Genomic DNA, 16,651 nt, shown 5'->3' on the forward strand with positions numbered 1-16,651 from the left:
CAGCTCTCCGCTATATCTTTTGTACTGTCCCGAAGTTTCGGGACTGCACAAAAGGATGCCGCTGCTATCTGGGCTAAAAAAAAAATCGATATCAGAAATTGAATTCCAATATTGATTTTTCAAAAAAACGTACCAGAAAAAATTACTGGTTATAACCAAATCGTTTTAACATATTCACGTTACTTCTCCAGTTTTTATTCACTTTCACATACAACTCAATATGAATTTGTTTGCCAAAGAATTTTTCTAAATCAGCTCGGGCTTCCATACCTACTTTTTTCAAAGCAGCACCTTTGTGTCCGATGACGATTCCTTTTTGAGTATCGCGCTCGACCATAATCAAAGAACGGATTCTGATGATGTTTTCATCTTCAAAAAACTCTTCGGTTACAATTTCTACTGCGTATGGAATTTCTTTGCTGTAATTTAACAATATTTTCTCGCGGATGGTTTCATTGACAAAAAAACGTTCCGGTTTGTCTGTCAATTGATCTTTTGGATAATACGCAGGCGATTCTGGTAATAATTCAATAATTCGTCCAAAAACTTCCGGTACATTAAAATTCTGTAAAGCTGATATTGGGAAAATTTCTGCATTAGGAACTTTCGCAGTCCAGAAAGCCACCTGCTCTTCGAGTTGTTCCTGATTAGAATTATCTATTTTGTTTAATAGAAGTAGAACTGGGATTGTAGCATGAATAATTTTATTAAAAAATGCTTCGTCTTTCAATTCCTGTTCTCCAATTTCCACCATATAAATCAAGATGTCAGCATCTTCAAAAGCTGACTTTACGAAATTCATCATGGACGCCTGCATTTCGTAGGCTGGTTTTATGATTCCCGGCGTATCCGATAAGATCAATTGAAAATCTTCCCCGTTTACAATTCCTAGAATTCTATGACGTGTTGTTTGTGCTTTTGAAGTAATAATTGATAATCTTTCTCCAACAAAGGCATTCATTAATGTTGATTTCCCAACATTTGGATTTCCTATGATGTTTACAAAACCTGCTTTATGTGACATTTCTATTATAATTTATTGTGCAAAGGTAGACATATCAAGTTAATAGATGAAATAAAACATTTTTAAAAATTTTTATTGGATATACGGAAATTCGTTGTACATTTGCACCCGAAACAACGCGGGATAGAGCAGTAGGCAGCTCGTCGGGCTCATAACCCGAAGGTCACAGGTTCGAGTCCTGTTCCCGCTACTAAGAATTTTATTGAAATTACAAACGAACATCGCGGGATAGAGCAGTAGGCAGCTCGTCGGGCTCATAACCCGAAGGTCACAGGTTCGAGTCCTGTTCCCGCTACTAAAAAGCTTCAGAGAAATCTGGAGCTTTTTTTGTTATAAAACCTTTGATAAATTTGTTGTTTAGAATTTGTAAAATCTTTTAGATTTAAGTAACGTAAGAAAACGTATTACATTTAAAAGCCAAAACAGTATCAATAACACCTCTCGGAAATATAAATATGATCTTCACCTCTTCTCAGAGTCCTTTTGGAAAAAACTAGCGTAAGAAATAGCCTCCTGATTTATATTCTCGCTTTTACAACTTCAACTATCTATGCAATTTTTCATTTTCAATTATTTTCTGGAACGCCACTTTTAGAACTTCAAAAAGAGAAAATTAAAATGGATTAGATCAAGAAACTTATTTACACTTCAATTAAGTTTCGAACAATTAATTTGAAGAAATTAACCTTTAGAAACATTAATAATGAAAATGTGTCGACAGATTTAAAATTTATTCAAACAACAAAAAAATGGTATATATTAAATTGGATAACTTTTCAAATTCAGCTAAAAATTTTAAATAGCCAACACGTTTAAAAACGTTCTTATAGCCAATGAATTAATGCAAAAAAGTATAAAATAAAGTTCTCAATTCATTTGATAAAAAAAACCTGTGAAACAAGTCTCACAGGTTTTTTACCAACTACGTTTATTAAAATTAACATAACCAAAAATCAACTAAATTCTATTTTGTTAAAAGTACGTATCTGTTGTTTTTTGAAAATTAATCCTCTGAAGCAATTGCTGAATTTCTGCCGGTTGTCACATCTAATAATACGGTAACTCCCTGCTCATTTAACATGGTCATATTCAAGGTGTCCAAAACGGCTAAATCTTTAGACACAAGACCATTAAATCTGTTGTAAGAAATATTCATCTCTCTTAGATTGTCTAATTTTTCCAATTCCATTGGAACCTGTCCAATCATATTATTATCAAACAAACTAAGGTTTTCGAGAGAAGTCATATTTTCTACATCGCGACTTAATTCTCCCACAAGTTTATTGCTATTAAGAAGTAATGTTTTTATTGTTTTGATGTCATATAGCGAATTTGGAATTTCTCCCACAATCTCGTTATTAAACAATGATAACACTTCTAACTGCTTCAAGGCTCCAATTTGCATTGGTAATTCTCCTGATAGCGCATTCATATACAACTCTAATTCTTTTAAATTACTCATTTCACAAACTGAAGATGGAATTATTCCTGATAATTTATTGAAAGAAAGATTCAACACTTTCATTTCTTTTAGTTTCCCGATAGTCGAAGGAATATTTCCTGAAATTTGATTTTTGTGTAAATCCAATTCTTGAAGACTCACCAAGTTCATAATTTCAGCGGGAATGTCACCCACTAAATTATTATCAGCTAAACGAACTGAAATTACTTTTTCATCCAGTACTTTCACTCCGTACCAAGTCGAAACAGGGGAAGATAAATCCCATTTTACAGTCCACTCCTTGCCATTTGTCGATTGGTACAATTTAATTAACGCATCTTTTTCTGATTGAGATACATTGGCAAACATCGAAATGGAAAACAAAAGGATGAATAATAAAGTAGCTGTTTTTTTCATAATTAAGATATTTTAAATTTTTACAGATCTAAGCTACTTTTATTATAGTTAATCCGCAAATATAATCGACAAAATACATTGTTTTGTTTTTTATATACTGTAATAACTTACAATTTTGATTTTTTTGATGTTAATTTAAAATTTATTAAATTTGTTTTAATAACTACAAAACCAAATTTATGGAAATCAATTTCTTAGCACTATTTGTTGCGGCTTTATCGACACTAGTAATCGGATTTTTTTGGTACCACCCAAAAGTTTTTGGAACTATTTGGATGAAAGAATCACGCCTTACAGCAGAAAATATGAAGGAAGGAAATATGCTTTTACTATTTGGCACCTCATTACTTTACGCTTTTTTTATTAGCTTTTCACTTCAAATGCTAACAATACATCAATTTGGTGCTCTAGGAATGGTTGGAGGAGATCCCAGTATTGCCAAACCATCCTTCTCCGCATTTATGACCGATTATGGAACCGTATTTAGAACCTTCAAACATGGAGCTTTACACGGATTTATGAGCGGGCTCTTTTTTGCTTTGCCAATTATTGGAACAAATGCTTTATACGAAAAAAGAAGTTTCAAATACACTTTTGTTACCGGTGGATTTTGGATACTATGCTTTACAATTATGGGTGGAATTATATGTGCCTGGAAATAAACATTTGTTTTGATTTAAAATAAATTTCGACTATCAATAAGCTAATCGAAATTTATTTTTATTGAATTTTTTCAATTGCTTTTGTCAAATCAATGTCCATATCAGTTACACCTCCAGCATCATGTGTAGTAAGGCGAATCGTAACTTTGTTGTATACATTGAATAATTCCGGGTGGTGATTGCTCTTTTCAGCTATTAATCCCACTTGAACTAAAACCAATAACTTGCGTAAAATCTAAGAATTTAAAGTTTTTCTCTATTCAGTTCTTGATAAATTTTCATTCTTTTAGCACTTTCAAATCGGTTTGAATAGATTTCTCTAAATAAGTTTTCATAATTTATTTTTTTATTTTTATATAGTTAAGTAATTTAGAGACAATCTATAATTCTTTAACTTTATTAACTAATTTTGGAAAAATATTTCTACACAATTTGAATACAGCTTATTCCTTCAAAATTTATAACTCAACTGCTCAACTTCCTGAAATATGGGATGATTTAGCTGTTTCGACAATTTTTTTATCTAAAAAATACTTACAAGTTTTAGAAAAATCTTCCCCTGAAAATATGACTTGTCACTTCATAGGAATTTTCGACAATGAGATTTTGGTAGGTATTGCACTTTCGCAATTTTTGGATTTGAATGCACTGGAATCTTTTGGGGAGCGCGACAACGGCATTAAAACCGCTGTACGTAATATTATTTTCGGAAACTTTGCTTCCAACGTGCTTGTTATTGGTAACAATATGCTAACCGGCCAAAATTCATTTGCCTTATCCAATGCTGTTCATCACAAGGAAGCAATGCAAAGCTTGCATGCTGCAACATCGGAATTAAAAAAAATCTTTAAATCCAAAGGCATAAAGATTCACATTACCACGTACAAAGATTTCGACAAGGAAGAAATCAAAAATTTTGACATTCCTGAGTTCCAAAATGACTATCTATTTTCGACGCAACCCAACATGGTTTTCTCGATTAATAAAAACTGGCAATCTGAACAAGATTACATAGAATCACTTTCAAAAAAATACAGAGATCAACATAAAAGAGCCCGAAAAAAAGCAGCATTAATTGAGAAAAGAAAATTGCATTTAGAAGATATTATTGCTCTTGAAGATACTATTTATGAGTTGTATTTTCACGTAGCCAAAAATGCACCTTTTAACACTTTCTTTTTACCAAAGAATCATTTTAGGGTTTTTAAAGAAACTTTTAAAGAAAAATTTCTTTTTTACGGCTATTTTATCGACGAAAAACTCATCGGATTTAATACTTTAATAAAAAACGGAGAAGTCATGGACACTTATTTTCTGGGTTACGACGAAAGTATTCAGCGTGAAAAAATGCTGTATCTCAACATGCTGTACGACATGATTGCATACTCCATCAATAAAAATTTCAACGAAATTATCTTTGCCAGAACCGCTTTGGAAATTAAAAGTTCTGTTGGTGCTAAACCGTTAAAAATGTTCGGATTGATGCATCATAGTTCTAAGATTGTAAATGTATATCTTCCTAAAATATTTAAATATTTAGAACCTGAAACTGTCTGGCAAGAACGCAATCCGTTTAAATAATTTCAGTTATTGGATTGGGAATTGCAACTTTCATTTGTTTGGGTAAAATTTCTATATTCAACTTTGTTTCTGTTCCACAATATTCACCGTCAATTTGAAAACTAACCGGAATATTGGTAGTAACAAATGCTTTATCAGTAGAAATAATTTCAACATCATTGTTATCTACGGGCATATTTCCAGTGATAATTTTACCTAGTACTAATAAATCCATATTTTTCAGAATAACCAATTCAAACTTTCCGTCGTCCATAATTCCATTCGGGTTTATGGAAACTCCGGTGCCGTATTTTTGAGAATTCGCTATAACTATCATTCTTGCCTCACATTCTATCGTTGGAAAATTACCGGTAATTGTTGCCACAAACGGATCGTCTAAATCAATCAAAGTAGACAATGTTTGCAAAGCATATCCCCATTTACCTCGAATGCTTCCGCTTTCATAGTTCTTTATCATTTCTGCATTTACACCCAAATCACTTAAATGAATGCTTTTTTTTCCATTGATAGAAATCATATCGATTTCCATATAATCATTGTGAAAAGCGATTTCTAGGTTTTCTTCAATGGTCGATGGTAAATTCAAATCTACCGCTAAACCGTTAGCAGAACCAGCTGGTAAAATACCAATAATAACATCGTGTGTTTCCATAGCTTCAGCAACCATTTTTATGGTTCCGTCACCACCGGCCACAATAATTCGTTTTGGAATGTAGGTATCATAAAGCACCTTTATGTTTTCACTATCTGAAATTCCTGAAGTATTGTAAATTACAAGATTTAAATTTTCTTTGTCAGCAAAAACAGTAGCAGCATCAATTAGTTCTGACTTATCGACAGCGCCAGAGATAGGATTTACAACTAACATGATATTCTTTTTCAAACTTTTTCTTCTTTTATTGATTAAAAACCTATAAATTGAACTTTTATCAAAAGTAATACAATATATGAAACCAATTTTAAAATTATACCGAGGCTACGCGAATGAGCAAGAATTAATTGTCATGGGCCATGTTTTCAAACCAACATCGGTAGAAGAATATAATTTTCAAAAAAAGAATCTAAAAAATGCTACTTCTGTTATTAAAATGTTTCAAATAAAAACGCAGGCTAACGCCGATGTTTATTTAAAACACAACAATTCCAAAATTCATACCAAAACACTTGTGGATGGCTATTTTAAATTTTGCGTTCCATTAGACCAAGACAAAAATTACGGGTGGATCGATTACGAAGTAAGCATTGTTTATAAAAATGGAACCATCACTACAAAAGACAGTTACATTCGGCCACACAAAGGAAATCTCGGAATTATATCTGATATTGATGATACTTTTTTAGTATCTCACACACTGAATCCTTTGAAAAAATTATATGTTTTATTATTCAAAAACGTAAATAAGAGAAAAATATATGATGATGTTGTTACCCATTATCAGGCTTTGAGTACTGCTGGAAGAGAAAAAAAGGAAGAGTTTAATGCTTTTTTCTATGTTTCCAGCAGCGAGTGGAATTTATACCGTTTCATCACAAAATTCACCGAACTTCACGAGCTGCCTAAGGCGGTGTTACTTTTGAAGGACATTAAAACGAGTCTCACTGACTTTTTCTTCACCGGCAGCGGAAATCACAATCATAAATTTGATAAAATAAAACACATATTGGAGTTTTACCCCAATCTAGAATATGTGCTTCTTGGCGATGATTCACAACATGATCCATATTTATACGAAGCGATTTGCAAAATTTTTCCGGTTACCGTAAAAGCCGTATATATCAGACAGACTGGTTCAACGCAAAAAGAAAAAGTAATAAATGTGATGAAAAATTTAGAAACCTTAAACGTTTCAATTTGTTACTTCAAAAATAGCAGTGAAGCAATCGCGCACTCCAAATCTATTGGAATTATTGTATAAAAAAAGAGTTCCAAAATGGAACTCTCTTTTTTATACATTTTCTATTTCTTCCTGAACAACTTCCCAATCTAAGAGCAGTTTGTCTAACTCTGATTTTTTCTTGTTGTAAGCAGTGAAAAACTTCGCATCTTCGATGTGCTTATCGTAATTAGATGCCAGCATTTTATCATCTTGTTGAATGTCCTTTTCTAATTGTTTAATTTGACTTTCTACTTTACTCAATTTGTTTTGTAAAGCTTTCCCTTTCTTTTGATCTTCGTAAGAAGCTTTGTTACTTTCTTTTGGTGCAGCTGCTTTTTCAGCATCTTTTTTCTCGACTTCACGCATATTCTCCATATTGCGCTGCTCTAAGAAATAGTTGATGTCGCCTAAATATTCTTTTATTTTTTGGTCTTTAAATTCATACACCAAATTTGACATTCCCTGCAAGAAGTCCCTGTCGTGAGAAACCAACAATAAAGTTCCCCCAAATTTTTGAAGTGCGGCTTTCAAAACATTCTTAGATTTAATATCCAGGTGATTCGTAGGTTCATCCATCAACAGAACATTAATCGGTTGCAACAATAATTTACACAACGCTAAACGGTTTCTTTCGCCTCCAGAAAGGACTTTTACCTTTTTCTCCACATCATCGCCTCGAAACAAGAAAGATCCCAGCATATCACGAACTTTCATTCGGTTTGTGTCCGCTGCGGCATCCTCCATGGTTTGCAACAATGTAATTTCACCGTCGAGATATTCTGCCTGATTTTGCGCAAAATAACCCAGTTGTACATTATGACCCAATTTAATATTTCCTTTGTATTCAAATTCATCAACGATAGCTTTGATAAAAGTTGATTTTCCTTGTCCGTTTTGTCCAACGAAAGCAATCTTACTTCCACGCTCCACTAACAGATTGATATCTTTCAAAATCGTAGTATCACCATAGCTTTTAGTTACATTCTCAGCTTCAATCACCACTCTACCCGGTTCTTTCGAAACTGGAAAGGAAATATTCATCACTGAGTTATCATCTTCGTCAACTTCGATACGTTCAACTTTATCTAATTTTTTAATTAACGACTGTGCCATCGAAGCTTTGGAAGCTTTGGCACGGAATTTTTCAATTAATTTCTCTGTTTCTTCAATTTTTTTGGCTTGATTTTTTTGCGTTGCCAATTGCTTTTCGCGAATTTCATGACGTAATTCTAAATATTGAGAATATGGCTTGTTGAAATCATAGGCTTTACCAAGTGAAATTTCGATAGTTCTATTCGTCACATTATCCAAAAACATTTTATCATGTGAAACAATTACCACAACTCCCGGATAATTACGAAGAAAACTTTCTAACCAAATGATACTTTCAATATCCAAGTGATTCGTTGGCTCATCCAGCAGCAAAACGTCATTGGCTTGTAATAATAATTTGGCCAATTCGATACGCATTCTCCATCCTCCGGAGAAAGTCTCCGTTTGATTATCGAAAACTTCTCTTTTGAAACCCAATCCAAGAAGGATTTTTTCCGTGTCACCCACATAATTATAACCACCCAATAATTCAAAACGATGTGTAAACTCGGATAAGTCTTCTATTATCTGGCTATATTCGTCACTTTCATAATCCGTACGCGTTACTAAAAGATGATTGATTTCTTCAAGCTTTTTTTCAACAATTTTTATCTCCGTAAAAGCTTCGTAGGCTTCCTCCAGAACTGTTCTTCCTTGTTCAAAATCAATATCCTGACGCAAGAATCCCATTCGGATATCTTTCTCCTGAGAAATAACACCAGAATCAGGGGCAAAATCTCTCGCCAACATTTTAAGCATAGTCGATTTACCGGCTCCATTTTTCCCTACAAGGCCCACTCTGTCCCCGGCACCCAATCGAAAAGTGACTTCTTCAAATAAATAAGAACCACCAAATGAAACGGATAAATTGTGTATATTAAGCATGTATTGTGATTTTATTCCTTTACAAATGTGTAAATTTGTGTACCGAATTTTCGGTATCAAAAAAGGAAAATTAAATTTTTTGCAAATGTTAAAAAAAGGATCCAAATTATATAGCATTTTAACAGGAACTTGTCCTAAATGTCAGAATGAGAGTATGTATTTGGACAAAAATCCTCTACATTTCAATAAAATATTAAAAATGCATGAAAATTGCGGTCATTGTGGTTTACGTTATCAAATCGAACCCTCTTTTTTTTATGGTGCCATGTACGTAAGTTACGGATTAAATGTGGCCATAGGTATTGCCGCTTTTATAATCTCGTTTGTATTTTTTGATACCAATCTCAAAGTGGCTTTTATCGTTATCATAGCATCCTTGATACTATCTTTCCCCTATGTTTTACGTTTGTCCAGAAACATCTACATCAATATGTTTGTTTCGTACGACCCAAACGCAAAACTTAAGTAATATTATTTCTTTTCTTTTGTTTTAAATCGTTTAACATCAATCACTGGGTCTAAGGGAGTTTGCTTTTCTATGTGGTCAAATAATGCTTTCGCCATTGACGGACCGAGCATTACCCCTCTAGTTCCCAATCCATTCAGTATATGAATCGAATTATGATCTTTATGCGTTCCCACTAATGGTCTCCTGTCTTTTACCGTTGGACGAACACCTGCAAAATGCTCCACGATCTCAAAATCACACGTAATAATTTCTTTTATTCTTTCTATCAATTCCGTTTTTCCTTCTTCCGTAGGCAAGTCAGTTTTGTCTTTCCAATGATAAGTAGCGCCAACTTTAAATAAATCATTACCAAGAGGCAAAATAAAGACACTAGTATTTACAATTACATCTAAATCAAGATCAGGTGCTTTTATAATAAAAAGTTCTCCTTTAGTACCATCTAAAGGCAAATGATTAAAATAAGGATTTGCATGCATTCCAAAACCTTCAGCAAAAATGATATGTTTCGCTTGAATATCTTTATAGCGAATACCATCTGACTCTCTTTTGAGCTCGTTGTAATCAAATGCTTCTTCTAAAAACAGATTATTTCGATTTAAATATTCTCTATATTTATATAACAATAAAGCTGTGTCCACATAACCTGTTTGCAATACTTCGCCGTAACCATTCGGAGAATCAATGCCTACATATTTTTTAAAAATCAGTTTAGTTGATAAAAATGGAGCAAGTCCAACTTTATCCGAAGCAGCAAACCAATTATTCTGTTCTTCAATTGAAAAAAATTTTCTTAAAATGGGCTTTTTAAAATCTATTTTACATTTAAGTTTCTCTTCCAATAAAGAATAGAAATCATTCATCATTATTAATTGCTCTTGCGCATTCCACACTTCACTAAAACGTTTAAGAATTACTGGATTATACAATCCACCAGCGATTTTCGATGAATTTTGCGAATTATTATCCAAAACAAAAATAGATTTGTCATTGCGCAAAGCAACCTCTGCAAATGAAATACCTGCTAAACCAGAACCAATAATTAAATAATCAATCATCTAAAAATTCATTTAAAACTAAATACAAAGAAAGCATTTTAAAACAAAAAACTCTTACCATTACGGTAAGAGTTGATTAATATATTTACGAAAAAGATTTTAATAATTCCACATATCTGATTCGAAATTTCGAATCTTGTCTTTTACTCTTTCTGATTCCAACAATTGGTTTTGCGCATTATCTTTCATGTATTCATCGATATTTCTATCTCCATAAACATTTTCTTCTTTATAGATAACACTATTGAAACGTCTTGAATTTAAGATTTGATCAAAAGAAACAGGCATCGCTGAATTTTTGTCGTTAAAAGCTTTCGCATCATGCAAAACTTCTCTTGCAGCAGGGAAAAATATCCAAAATAACTCTATATAATCTTTCTCCTCGCTGTTCATTGAATAAACATCAGGAGTAACAGGACAAATTCCCAATAAACGGTATTTAAGTTCACTCTGACGTTTATCAAAATACCAGTACCCTTTTATTTTATACTGAGAAACATCTTGAGCAGATAAATCTTGTCTTAAAATGTACTCATCAGAGATTTGATTTCCAGCGTTAATTTGCTCTCTTCCTGCATCAGTAGTATCTATTCGCGTTAATGACCCCTGTATGTCTTGCAACGATTTTTTAGTATTAAAATAACTATCTGTATACACTTCAGTGATTTCACCATTTTTCATTGCCTTGGTCAAGACATCATATAATGACCTTCTTCCAGAACCAATATTTGCAGTGTCAATTGGAAAATACAAAGCAAAATTAATTTTTTCGCTCAAATCAATAATCTCCCAAGTAGTCTTGCCCATTAAGACATCTCTATCATGCACATAACCGTAAGCTAATGGTTTATCATTATCTGAGTCAAGTTGCGCAGTGGTTTTAAGTCCTATTTGGTCCGGAGTTTTTGCATTAAGCAAATTAGATTGCGCAAATGACGCAAAACTTCCCGTAATAGAGATAATAGCGATTAAAAAATTTCTTACATTCATCATGTTATCCTAATAAGAATTGAAGTCGATTTATAAAAATCTACTTATTATTGTATTTCAAAAATTACTGGAGCAGTTCTTGGCAATAAATAGCTTCCTGCACCTACAAGTTTTGTTTTTATTTCAGAGATCGTAACCTGATCACCTCTTCCTGCTTTTGAAAGAACTGCTTTACATTGTGCATTCAATCTGTTTCCAGAAACAACCACAGTAGGTTGACCAGTAACTTTTAAATTAAATCCGACAACATTCAAACCTACTTCAAAATCAAAATCAACTAATTTGGCTCCGATTGTTGCTATTTCTAGATTTGATTTAGGCCCTTTTACCACGCCCATTTCTCCTCTAATAGTTCCAGTAGGACCAGGAATGCCTTTGATTCTAAAAACTTTTTTATCATTAGCAACTTTTCCATCAGACATTTTTCCTGAAACGCTTACAACAACTTCATTACCGCCACCAGGATTCATCACGTATTTACCGTTACCCACCTTTGATAAACCTGAACCCGAAGCATTAACAGCATTATCAGGGATACCTGCAAATGATATTGTCATAGGATTAGATACACCTCTATAAACTACATTCATCTTATCTGCAGAAATTGTAGCAGAATTAGGTCTTGGTACAACAACATATTTTCCTGAGAATTTCAAAGGAATAGTTTTACCGTCTTCAACAAAAGTAAATTGACCGTTGATGTTTTGCTCTCCTACACCGCCCGCAGTCAAAGCAATCTTAGCTTGACCGGTAGATGGATCTAATCTGGCACCAGTAACATTTGTAGGTTTTGTATTCTCATCATAACGACCCAAGACTACTTTACCAGTAACTTGTTCTCCTTGAAAATATGCATTTTTATCTAAAACCACAATAGCTTGGTAGTTACTGTACGAAGCAGCAGCAACAGCTGCCTTACCTAATGCAGTACTATAAACATCTGATTCTGCTTTTTTAACATCATTTTGCCATGCAGATAATTTTGCTAAAGAGGCAACAGCTGGAAAGCCTTTAAAATGATAATCTAAATAAGGAATCGCTATCCCGTCTTTATTCTTAACATCTGCTAAACTAAACTTAGTTTGCACTTCAGATAAGATAGTCGCTAATTTTTTATTATCACCTAAAGCCAACTTCATGTCTGATTTGTACTTTTCAATCGTGGCAACCACTTCGTTTCCTTTAGCCGAATAACCCGCAGGGCTAAACCATATATTGTCGATGTTATCCCCTTTATCCATTGCCTCGTAAGGTAATTTACCGGTTTCAGGATCAACTTCTGTCCCTACTAAAACTTCCGACTTTATTTTTGCAATATAATCGTAAAAGTTTTTTGTAATAACTTCTACTTTGTGAGCTGTTGTAGCCGCCATTGCAAATTCTCCACCAGCTTCGGCAGCTTTTGCATCTAAACCGGCTAACATTTGAGCGTTTGACTGCTCAGCTGAAGTGTTTGAACCTTCAAATTTTTCATTCATCAATCCAAAAGCTGACAATACTTCTTTGGACATATTTAATGCTAACATTGCGATAAAAACCAAGTACATTAGGTTAATCATCTTCTGCCTAGGGGTTAGTTTTCCTCCTGCCATATTTTCTAATAATTAGTTTATTGTTTTTTTATAGTTCGAAACTAATTATCCTTTATTATTCATTGCAGAAAGCATTCCACCATATACGTTGTTTAAAGACGATAGGTTAGAAGTCAATGACAGCATTTGATCTTTTAATTTTAAGTTATTTTCAGCAACTTCCTCATTTATTTGAGCATTTCTGGAAGCACTTTGCAATTGTATTTTATACAAACTGTTCAATGATTCCATTTGTGCGGCAGCTAAACTTAATTCTTCACTGTATTTTTTTGTAGATGCAATAGAATCTACAGTAGGTGCAATTCCTTTTGCAGCTGACTCGAAATTTTTAATACTATTTCCTAAGCTTGCCATTAACTCCCCATCGATTTTAGCATCTTTTAACATAACATCTAATTTTTGAGACAATAATCCTTGTGCATCAGAAGTTGCCTCCACTTTTTTGGTGGCTGGTTTAGCTTGACCATTAGCTAATTCTGGATAAACCAAAGTCCAATCCAAATCATTATCAACTGGTTCGAATGCTGAAAGCGCAAAAATTAGTGCTTCAACCACAAGACCTATGGTAAGCATTAAGTTACCCGTTAAGAATCCAAATTCAATATGGGTAATTTTGAATAATGCTCCAATGATTACAACCGCCGCTCCCATACCGTATGCGAAATTCATTGCTTTTTTGCTTAATAATGCCATAATAGTGTTTTTAAAAATTTAATAGATTTGGTTTCTTTTTTTAATTATTTCTTTTTCCCGATTCCGGTGGTTTGAACTCCCATGTAATCCTGAACAGTTCTAAAACCAACGTAACTTCTTGCGGAATCTGCATATTCATAGTCTCTTGTGCTTACCTGTAGGAAATAAGCAACATCTTTCCATGAACCACCGCGAAGCACTTTTCGTTTATTTGAGCCATCCTGAACATTTGGATTCATTGAGGAAACGTATTCATAGGCATTAGGATCATACGAAGAATCAGTCCATTCAGAAACATTTCCTGCCATATTATAAAGGTTGTAGCCATTAGGCTCATACGATTTTGCCTCCACTGTATACAAAGCTTCATCAGCGGCATAGTCTCCCCTGTTTGGCTTAAAATTAGCTAAAAAACAACCTCGGTCATTTTTGGTATATGGTCCACCCCAAGGATATGTTGCTGACTCAAGACCACCTCTGGCAGAGTATTCCCATTCCGCTTCAGTTGGTAATCGGAAAGAATTAATCAAATCTTGTCCTTTCTTTTTAGATTTTACGTAGCTATTTTTATTCAATGTTCTCCAAGCACAAAATGCTTTCGCTTGAGTCCATTTTACACCTACTACAGGATAATCTCCGTAGGCCTTGTGCCAGAAATAGTCATTATGCATTGGTTCGTTGTACGAATAAGCAAAATCTTTTATCCATACAGTAGTGTCTGGATAAACGTTAACTTCTTCCGTTTTGATGAAATCTTTTCTTCTTCCTACTTTTGCTTTGGCAGCAGCCTGAATATCCATCCAAGAATAACGGAATTTCAATTTATTAACATCAATAGTTCTTAACCCATTGTAGGACTCCTCTATTGGCAAGTACATTGAGTCCATCACTTCAGCATATTCCGCATCCGGATACAACTTAGTATCTTTGATTAATTTTACTTTTTTGTTCAGTTTTCTTCCCGCGTAAGGATCATCAGCAGTTCCTACACTATAATAATTATCATACATGTATTTGTCATACGCCGTCATTTTATCCGGATCAGAATCATTAAAAGCAAAATCACCAATACTTCCGCTATTTTTACCTTTAGCAGCTGTTGGATCAGCTGTTTGTCCGCTCATGTCTGCCATAATTGCTAACCGAACTCTCATAGTAGAATCTTTTACCCACTCTACAAACTGACGGTATTCACTATTTGTAATTTCTGTTTCATCCATATAAAAGGAACGAACGGTTACTGTTTTTGTAGGAGCATCTTCCACATTAGCTAAATCAGCATCTGATTTACCCATGATAAAAGAACCACCAGGAATTAATGCCATTCCATACGGTTTTTCAGGATGCCATTTGCCTCCATTAATACCAACTAATTCTCCTTTATCGCTTGATTTACCACAGCCGATCAAAAGGGCCAAAATTGACGTATATGCAATGAACTTCTTCATATAAATTTTGTTATCTATTCATTATTTTAAAGTGTGTAAACCTATTTATTATTTATTTATAAAACAATATTTTTATTATAAAATTAATTCAAGCTCAAAAATAATGTTAAATAAAATACAAAAAAAATATTTTATCGGCAAAATACCAAAATAACCGATTAAATACATCTAAATCGAATTTTTTGTGTATTTCATAAAGATAAACCTATTATAAAACACATTAATTTTCAAACCTTTTTTAAACATTGAATTGTAAACCTAGTTCAAGTGTTTATACAATATTTTTACGCTGTGCTTTCCACCACCTTTCAGGTAATTCTTGATTGCATGCCATTAAATATTCGTCATAAGAACATGGTAATAACGTGTTTCTTTTTAATTTATTATTAACATTTGAAATAAATGGAATTTCTATCCACCAACGATCCGTTTTGTCACTTTTATAGAAAACAAGTTCCTCTTCCTCCAATGGAACAATGTATTTTAAATAGTTTTCTTTACTTCCGAAAGGATACTCAGTGGAACGATAATGAAAACCTTCAATAAAATACCAAATTACCTGTGCAATCAGTACCGATTCTTGTTTCGAATTATTGTGATTGAATATCCCAAATGAAGAAACTTTATCACTTATTCCAGCGTATCTAGACAAAGAACAAATCTCTTTTCCATTAAAACCATTTGGTTGAAACGAAATAAAATTTCCGGAATCAGACGATTTAACAGAAGTCAGATCGATACTAACTATATCAGCATCTCTGAAAACTGGCTCTGAAATAGCAATGTTATTAAAAACTTCTCCCAACCTATAGCTGTCAAAAAATAATTTTTCTATCAAATCTATTTCTTCCTGCGAATTAAAATAAGTCTGATAGCCTATGTTACAATAGTTAAAAAGATTATTGGGTTCGTCCACAATTATTTTTGTCAAATAAGAAGCAGCAGAAAGTTCCTCTTCATCTTTACCAAAATCAAATTTGCTGTCGATAGAAACTAAATTTACCATTTGCTCCAAATCATCATAGGCTCTATAAAGCGCATAAGTTATATCTTGAGAACCACCGATTACAATTGGCATTATTTTTTTCTTGATTAATCCTGCGACAACTTTTTTCACTGCAAAATAAGTGTCCGCAGCTGAATTTCCAGCGAGAATATCGCCCAAATCTGCGATAGAAGCATCCCAATTACCGGGAAACAAACCATACAACTCTTTTCTAAGCGGCATTAAATCAACATCCGACACCGCTTTTTTATCTCCTCGATTTTCTAAAACGCCTATTACAGCAATTTTAATTTTGTTTAAATCAGGGAATTGTTCATTGGTATGCAAAACTATTTTACTTCCCAGTTGCTGCGAAGTCAATCCGTTTATAAACTCTAGGATTTCATCGTCTACGGGTTTCAGAAAATCAAATTCCATTC

15 protein-coding genes and 2 tRNA genes are annotated in these 16,651 nt (G+C 33.4%); 6 read left to right on the forward strand and 11 right to left on the reverse strand.

Annotated elements, in window-relative coordinates; genetic code table 11:
• Positions 1-142: 142 nt before the first annotated feature.
• Positions 143-1,024, reverse strand: coding sequence for a GTPase Era (gene era, locus ACP7AT_RS09720; RefSeq protein WP_426064133.1), 882 nt, complete (start codon positions 1,022-1,024; stop codon positions 143-145).
• Positions 1,025-1,141: 117 nt separating this feature from the next.
• Here era and ACP7AT_RS09725 point away from each other — a divergent pair.
• Both ACP7AT_RS09725 and ACP7AT_RS09730 read left to right on the forward strand, forming a co-directional pair.
• A tRNA-Met gene (locus ACP7AT_RS09725) sits at positions 1,142-1,214 on the forward strand.
• A 32-nt stretch (positions 1,215-1,246) separates the two neighbouring features.
• Positions 1,247-1,319, forward strand: a tRNA-Met gene (locus ACP7AT_RS09730).
• Positions 1,320-2,027: 708 nt separating this feature from the next.
• Here ACP7AT_RS09730 and ACP7AT_RS09735 read toward each other — a convergent pair.
• Positions 2,028-2,882 (reverse strand): leucine-rich repeat domain-containing protein, encoded by an 855-nt coding sequence (locus tag ACP7AT_RS09735; RefSeq protein WP_426064134.1) that lies wholly within the window; start codon positions 2,880-2,882, stop codon positions 2,028-2,030.
• Positions 2,883-3,061: 179 nt separating this feature from the next.
• Here ACP7AT_RS09735 and ACP7AT_RS09740 point away from each other — a divergent pair, with 179 nt between their 5' ends.
• Positions 3,062-3,544: a DUF1761 domain-containing protein gene (locus ACP7AT_RS09740; RefSeq protein ID WP_426064135.1), complete on the forward strand. Its 483-nt coding sequence runs from the start codon at positions 3,062-3,064 to the stop codon at positions 3,542-3,544.
• 58 nt (positions 3,545-3,602) lie between these two features.
• Here ACP7AT_RS09740 and ACP7AT_RS09745 read toward each other — a convergent pair whose 3' ends face one another.
• Complete coding sequence (locus ACP7AT_RS09745; RefSeq protein WP_426064136.1) at positions 3,603-3,764, reverse strand: 4a-hydroxytetrahydrobiopterin dehydratase; 162 nt, start codon at positions 3,762-3,764, stop codon at positions 3,603-3,605.
• Between the two features lie 212 nt (positions 3,765-3,976).
• Between ACP7AT_RS09745 and ACP7AT_RS09750 the strand changes: the two genes are divergently transcribed.
• Positions 3,977-5,125 carry an 8-amino-7-oxononanoate synthase gene (locus ACP7AT_RS09750; RefSeq protein WP_426064137.1) on the forward strand — a complete coding sequence of 383 codons (1,149 nt, stop codon included), beginning with the start codon at positions 3,977-3,979 and terminating at the stop codon, positions 5,123-5,125.
• On the opposite strand, the gene ACP7AT_RS09755 is transcribed toward ACP7AT_RS09750, so the two are convergent.
• Positions 5,118-6,008: a diacylglycerol/lipid kinase family protein gene (locus ACP7AT_RS09755; RefSeq protein WP_426064138.1), complete on the reverse strand. Its 891-nt coding sequence runs from the start codon at positions 6,006-6,008 to the stop codon at positions 5,118-5,120. The genes ACP7AT_RS09750 and ACP7AT_RS09755 overlap by 8 nt on opposite strands.
• Before the next feature lie 64 nt (positions 6,009-6,072).
• Between ACP7AT_RS09755 and ACP7AT_RS09760 the strand changes: the two genes are divergently transcribed.
• A complete protein-coding gene (locus ACP7AT_RS09760) occupies positions 6,073-7,041 on the forward strand; it encodes an App1 family protein (RefSeq protein ID WP_426064139.1) in 969 nt (322 codons plus the stop codon).
• Positions 7,042-7,071: 30 nt separating this feature from the next.
• On the opposite strand, the gene ACP7AT_RS09765 is transcribed toward ACP7AT_RS09760, so the two are convergent.
• Positions 7,072-8,979, reverse strand: coding sequence for an ATP-binding cassette domain-containing protein (locus ACP7AT_RS09765; RefSeq protein WP_426064140.1), 1,908 nt, complete (start codon positions 8,977-8,979; stop codon positions 7,072-7,074).
• An 85-nt stretch (positions 8,980-9,064) separates the two neighbouring features.
• Between ACP7AT_RS09765 and ACP7AT_RS09770 the strand changes: the two genes are divergently transcribed.
• A complete protein-coding gene (locus ACP7AT_RS09770; RefSeq protein ID WP_426064141.1) occupies positions 9,065-9,448 on the forward strand; it encodes a DUF983 domain-containing protein in 384 nt (127 codons plus the stop codon).
• Positions 9,449-9,450: 2 nt separating this feature from the next.
• Here ACP7AT_RS09770 and ACP7AT_RS09775 read toward each other — a convergent pair whose 3' ends face one another.
• From ACP7AT_RS09775 to ACP7AT_RS09800, 6 genes are all read right to left on the reverse strand, one after another.
• On the reverse strand, positions 9,451-10,503 hold the full coding sequence (locus tag ACP7AT_RS09775) for an NAD(P)/FAD-dependent oxidoreductase (protein ID WP_426064142.1): 1,053 nt from the start codon (positions 10,501-10,503) through the stop codon (positions 9,451-9,453).
• A gap of 99 nt (positions 10,504-10,602) precedes the next feature.
• Positions 10,603-11,493 carry a gliding motility protein GldN gene (gldN, locus tag ACP7AT_RS09780; RefSeq protein ID WP_426064230.1) on the reverse strand — a complete coding sequence of 297 codons (891 nt, stop codon included), beginning with the start codon at positions 11,491-11,493 and terminating at the stop codon, positions 10,603-10,605.
• A 47-nt stretch (positions 11,494-11,540) separates the two neighbouring features.
• Complete coding sequence (gene gldM / locus ACP7AT_RS09785) at positions 11,541-13,085, reverse strand: gliding motility protein GldM (RefSeq protein ID WP_426064143.1); 1,545 nt, start codon at positions 13,083-13,085, stop codon at positions 11,541-11,543.
• 45 nt (positions 13,086-13,130) lie between these two features.
• Entirely contained in the window at positions 13,131-13,778 is a 648-nt protein-coding gene (gene gldL, locus ACP7AT_RS09790; protein WP_426064144.1) for a gliding motility protein GldL, read from the reverse strand.
• A 44-nt stretch (positions 13,779-13,822) separates the two neighbouring features.
• The gene (gene gldK, locus ACP7AT_RS09795) at positions 13,823-15,226 is read right to left on the reverse strand and encodes a gliding motility lipoprotein GldK (RefSeq protein WP_426064145.1); all 1,404 of its coding nucleotides are present in this window, start codon (positions 15,224-15,226) and stop codon (positions 13,823-13,825) included.
• A gap of 271 nt (positions 15,227-15,497) precedes the next feature.
• Positions 15,498-16,649 (reverse strand): formimidoylglutamase, encoded by a 1,152-nt coding sequence (locus tag ACP7AT_RS09800; protein ID WP_426064146.1) that lies wholly within the window; start codon positions 16,647-16,649, stop codon positions 15,498-15,500.
• Positions 16,650-16,651: the final 2 nt, after the last annotated feature.

This window comes from Flavobacterium sp. DSP2-3-1 (genome assembly GCF_049896865.1).
Taxonomy (GTDB): Bacteria; Bacteroidota; Bacteroidia; order Flavobacteriales; family Flavobacteriaceae; genus Flavobacterium.

What these genes read in the sequence shown, in the direction of transcription:
- ACP7AT_RS09770 (WP_426064141.1), top strand. Translation starts at nt 9,065, where the DNA reads ATGTTAAAAAAAGGATCCAAATTATATAGCATTTTAACAGGAACTTGT.
- gldN (WP_426064230.1), bottom strand. Translation starts at nt 11,493, where the DNA reads ATGAATGTAAGAAATTTTTTAATCGCTATTATCTCTATTACGGGAAGT.
- ACP7AT_RS09760 (WP_426064139.1), top strand. Translation starts at nt 6,073, where the DNA reads ATGAAACCAATTTTAAAATTATACCGAGGCTACGCGAATGAGCAAGAA.
- ACP7AT_RS09775 (WP_426064142.1), bottom strand. Translation starts at nt 10,503, where the DNA reads ATGATTGATTATTTAATTATTGGTTCTGGTTTAGCAGGTATTTCATTT.
- gldK (WP_426064145.1), bottom strand. Translation starts at nt 15,226, where the DNA reads ATGAAGAAGTTCATTGCATATACGTCAATTTTGGCCCTTTTGATCGGC.
- era (WP_426064133.1), bottom strand. Translation starts at nt 1,024, where the DNA reads ATGTCACATAAAGCAGGTTTTGTAAACATCATAGGAAATCCAAATGTT.
- ACP7AT_RS09765 (WP_426064140.1), bottom strand. Translation starts at nt 8,979, where the DNA reads ATGCTTAATATACACAATTTATCCGTTTCATTTGGTGGTTCTTATTTA.
- ACP7AT_RS09800 (WP_426064146.1), bottom strand. Translation starts at nt 16,649, where the DNA reads ATGGAATTTGATTTTCTGAAACCCGTAGACGATGAAATCCTAGAGTTT.
- ACP7AT_RS09735 (WP_426064134.1), bottom strand. Translation starts at nt 2,882, where the DNA reads ATGAAAAAAACAGCTACTTTATTATTCATCCTTTTGTTTTCCATTTCG.
- gldM (WP_426064143.1), bottom strand. Translation starts at nt 13,085, where the DNA reads ATGGCAGGAGGAAAACTAACCCCTAGGCAGAAGATGATTAACCTAATG.
- gldL (WP_426064144.1), bottom strand. Translation starts at nt 13,778, where the DNA reads ATGGCATTATTAAGCAAAAAAGCAATGAATTTCGCATACGGTATGGGA.
- ACP7AT_RS09740 (WP_426064135.1), top strand. Translation starts at nt 3,062, where the DNA reads ATGGAAATCAATTTCTTAGCACTATTTGTTGCGGCTTTATCGACACTA.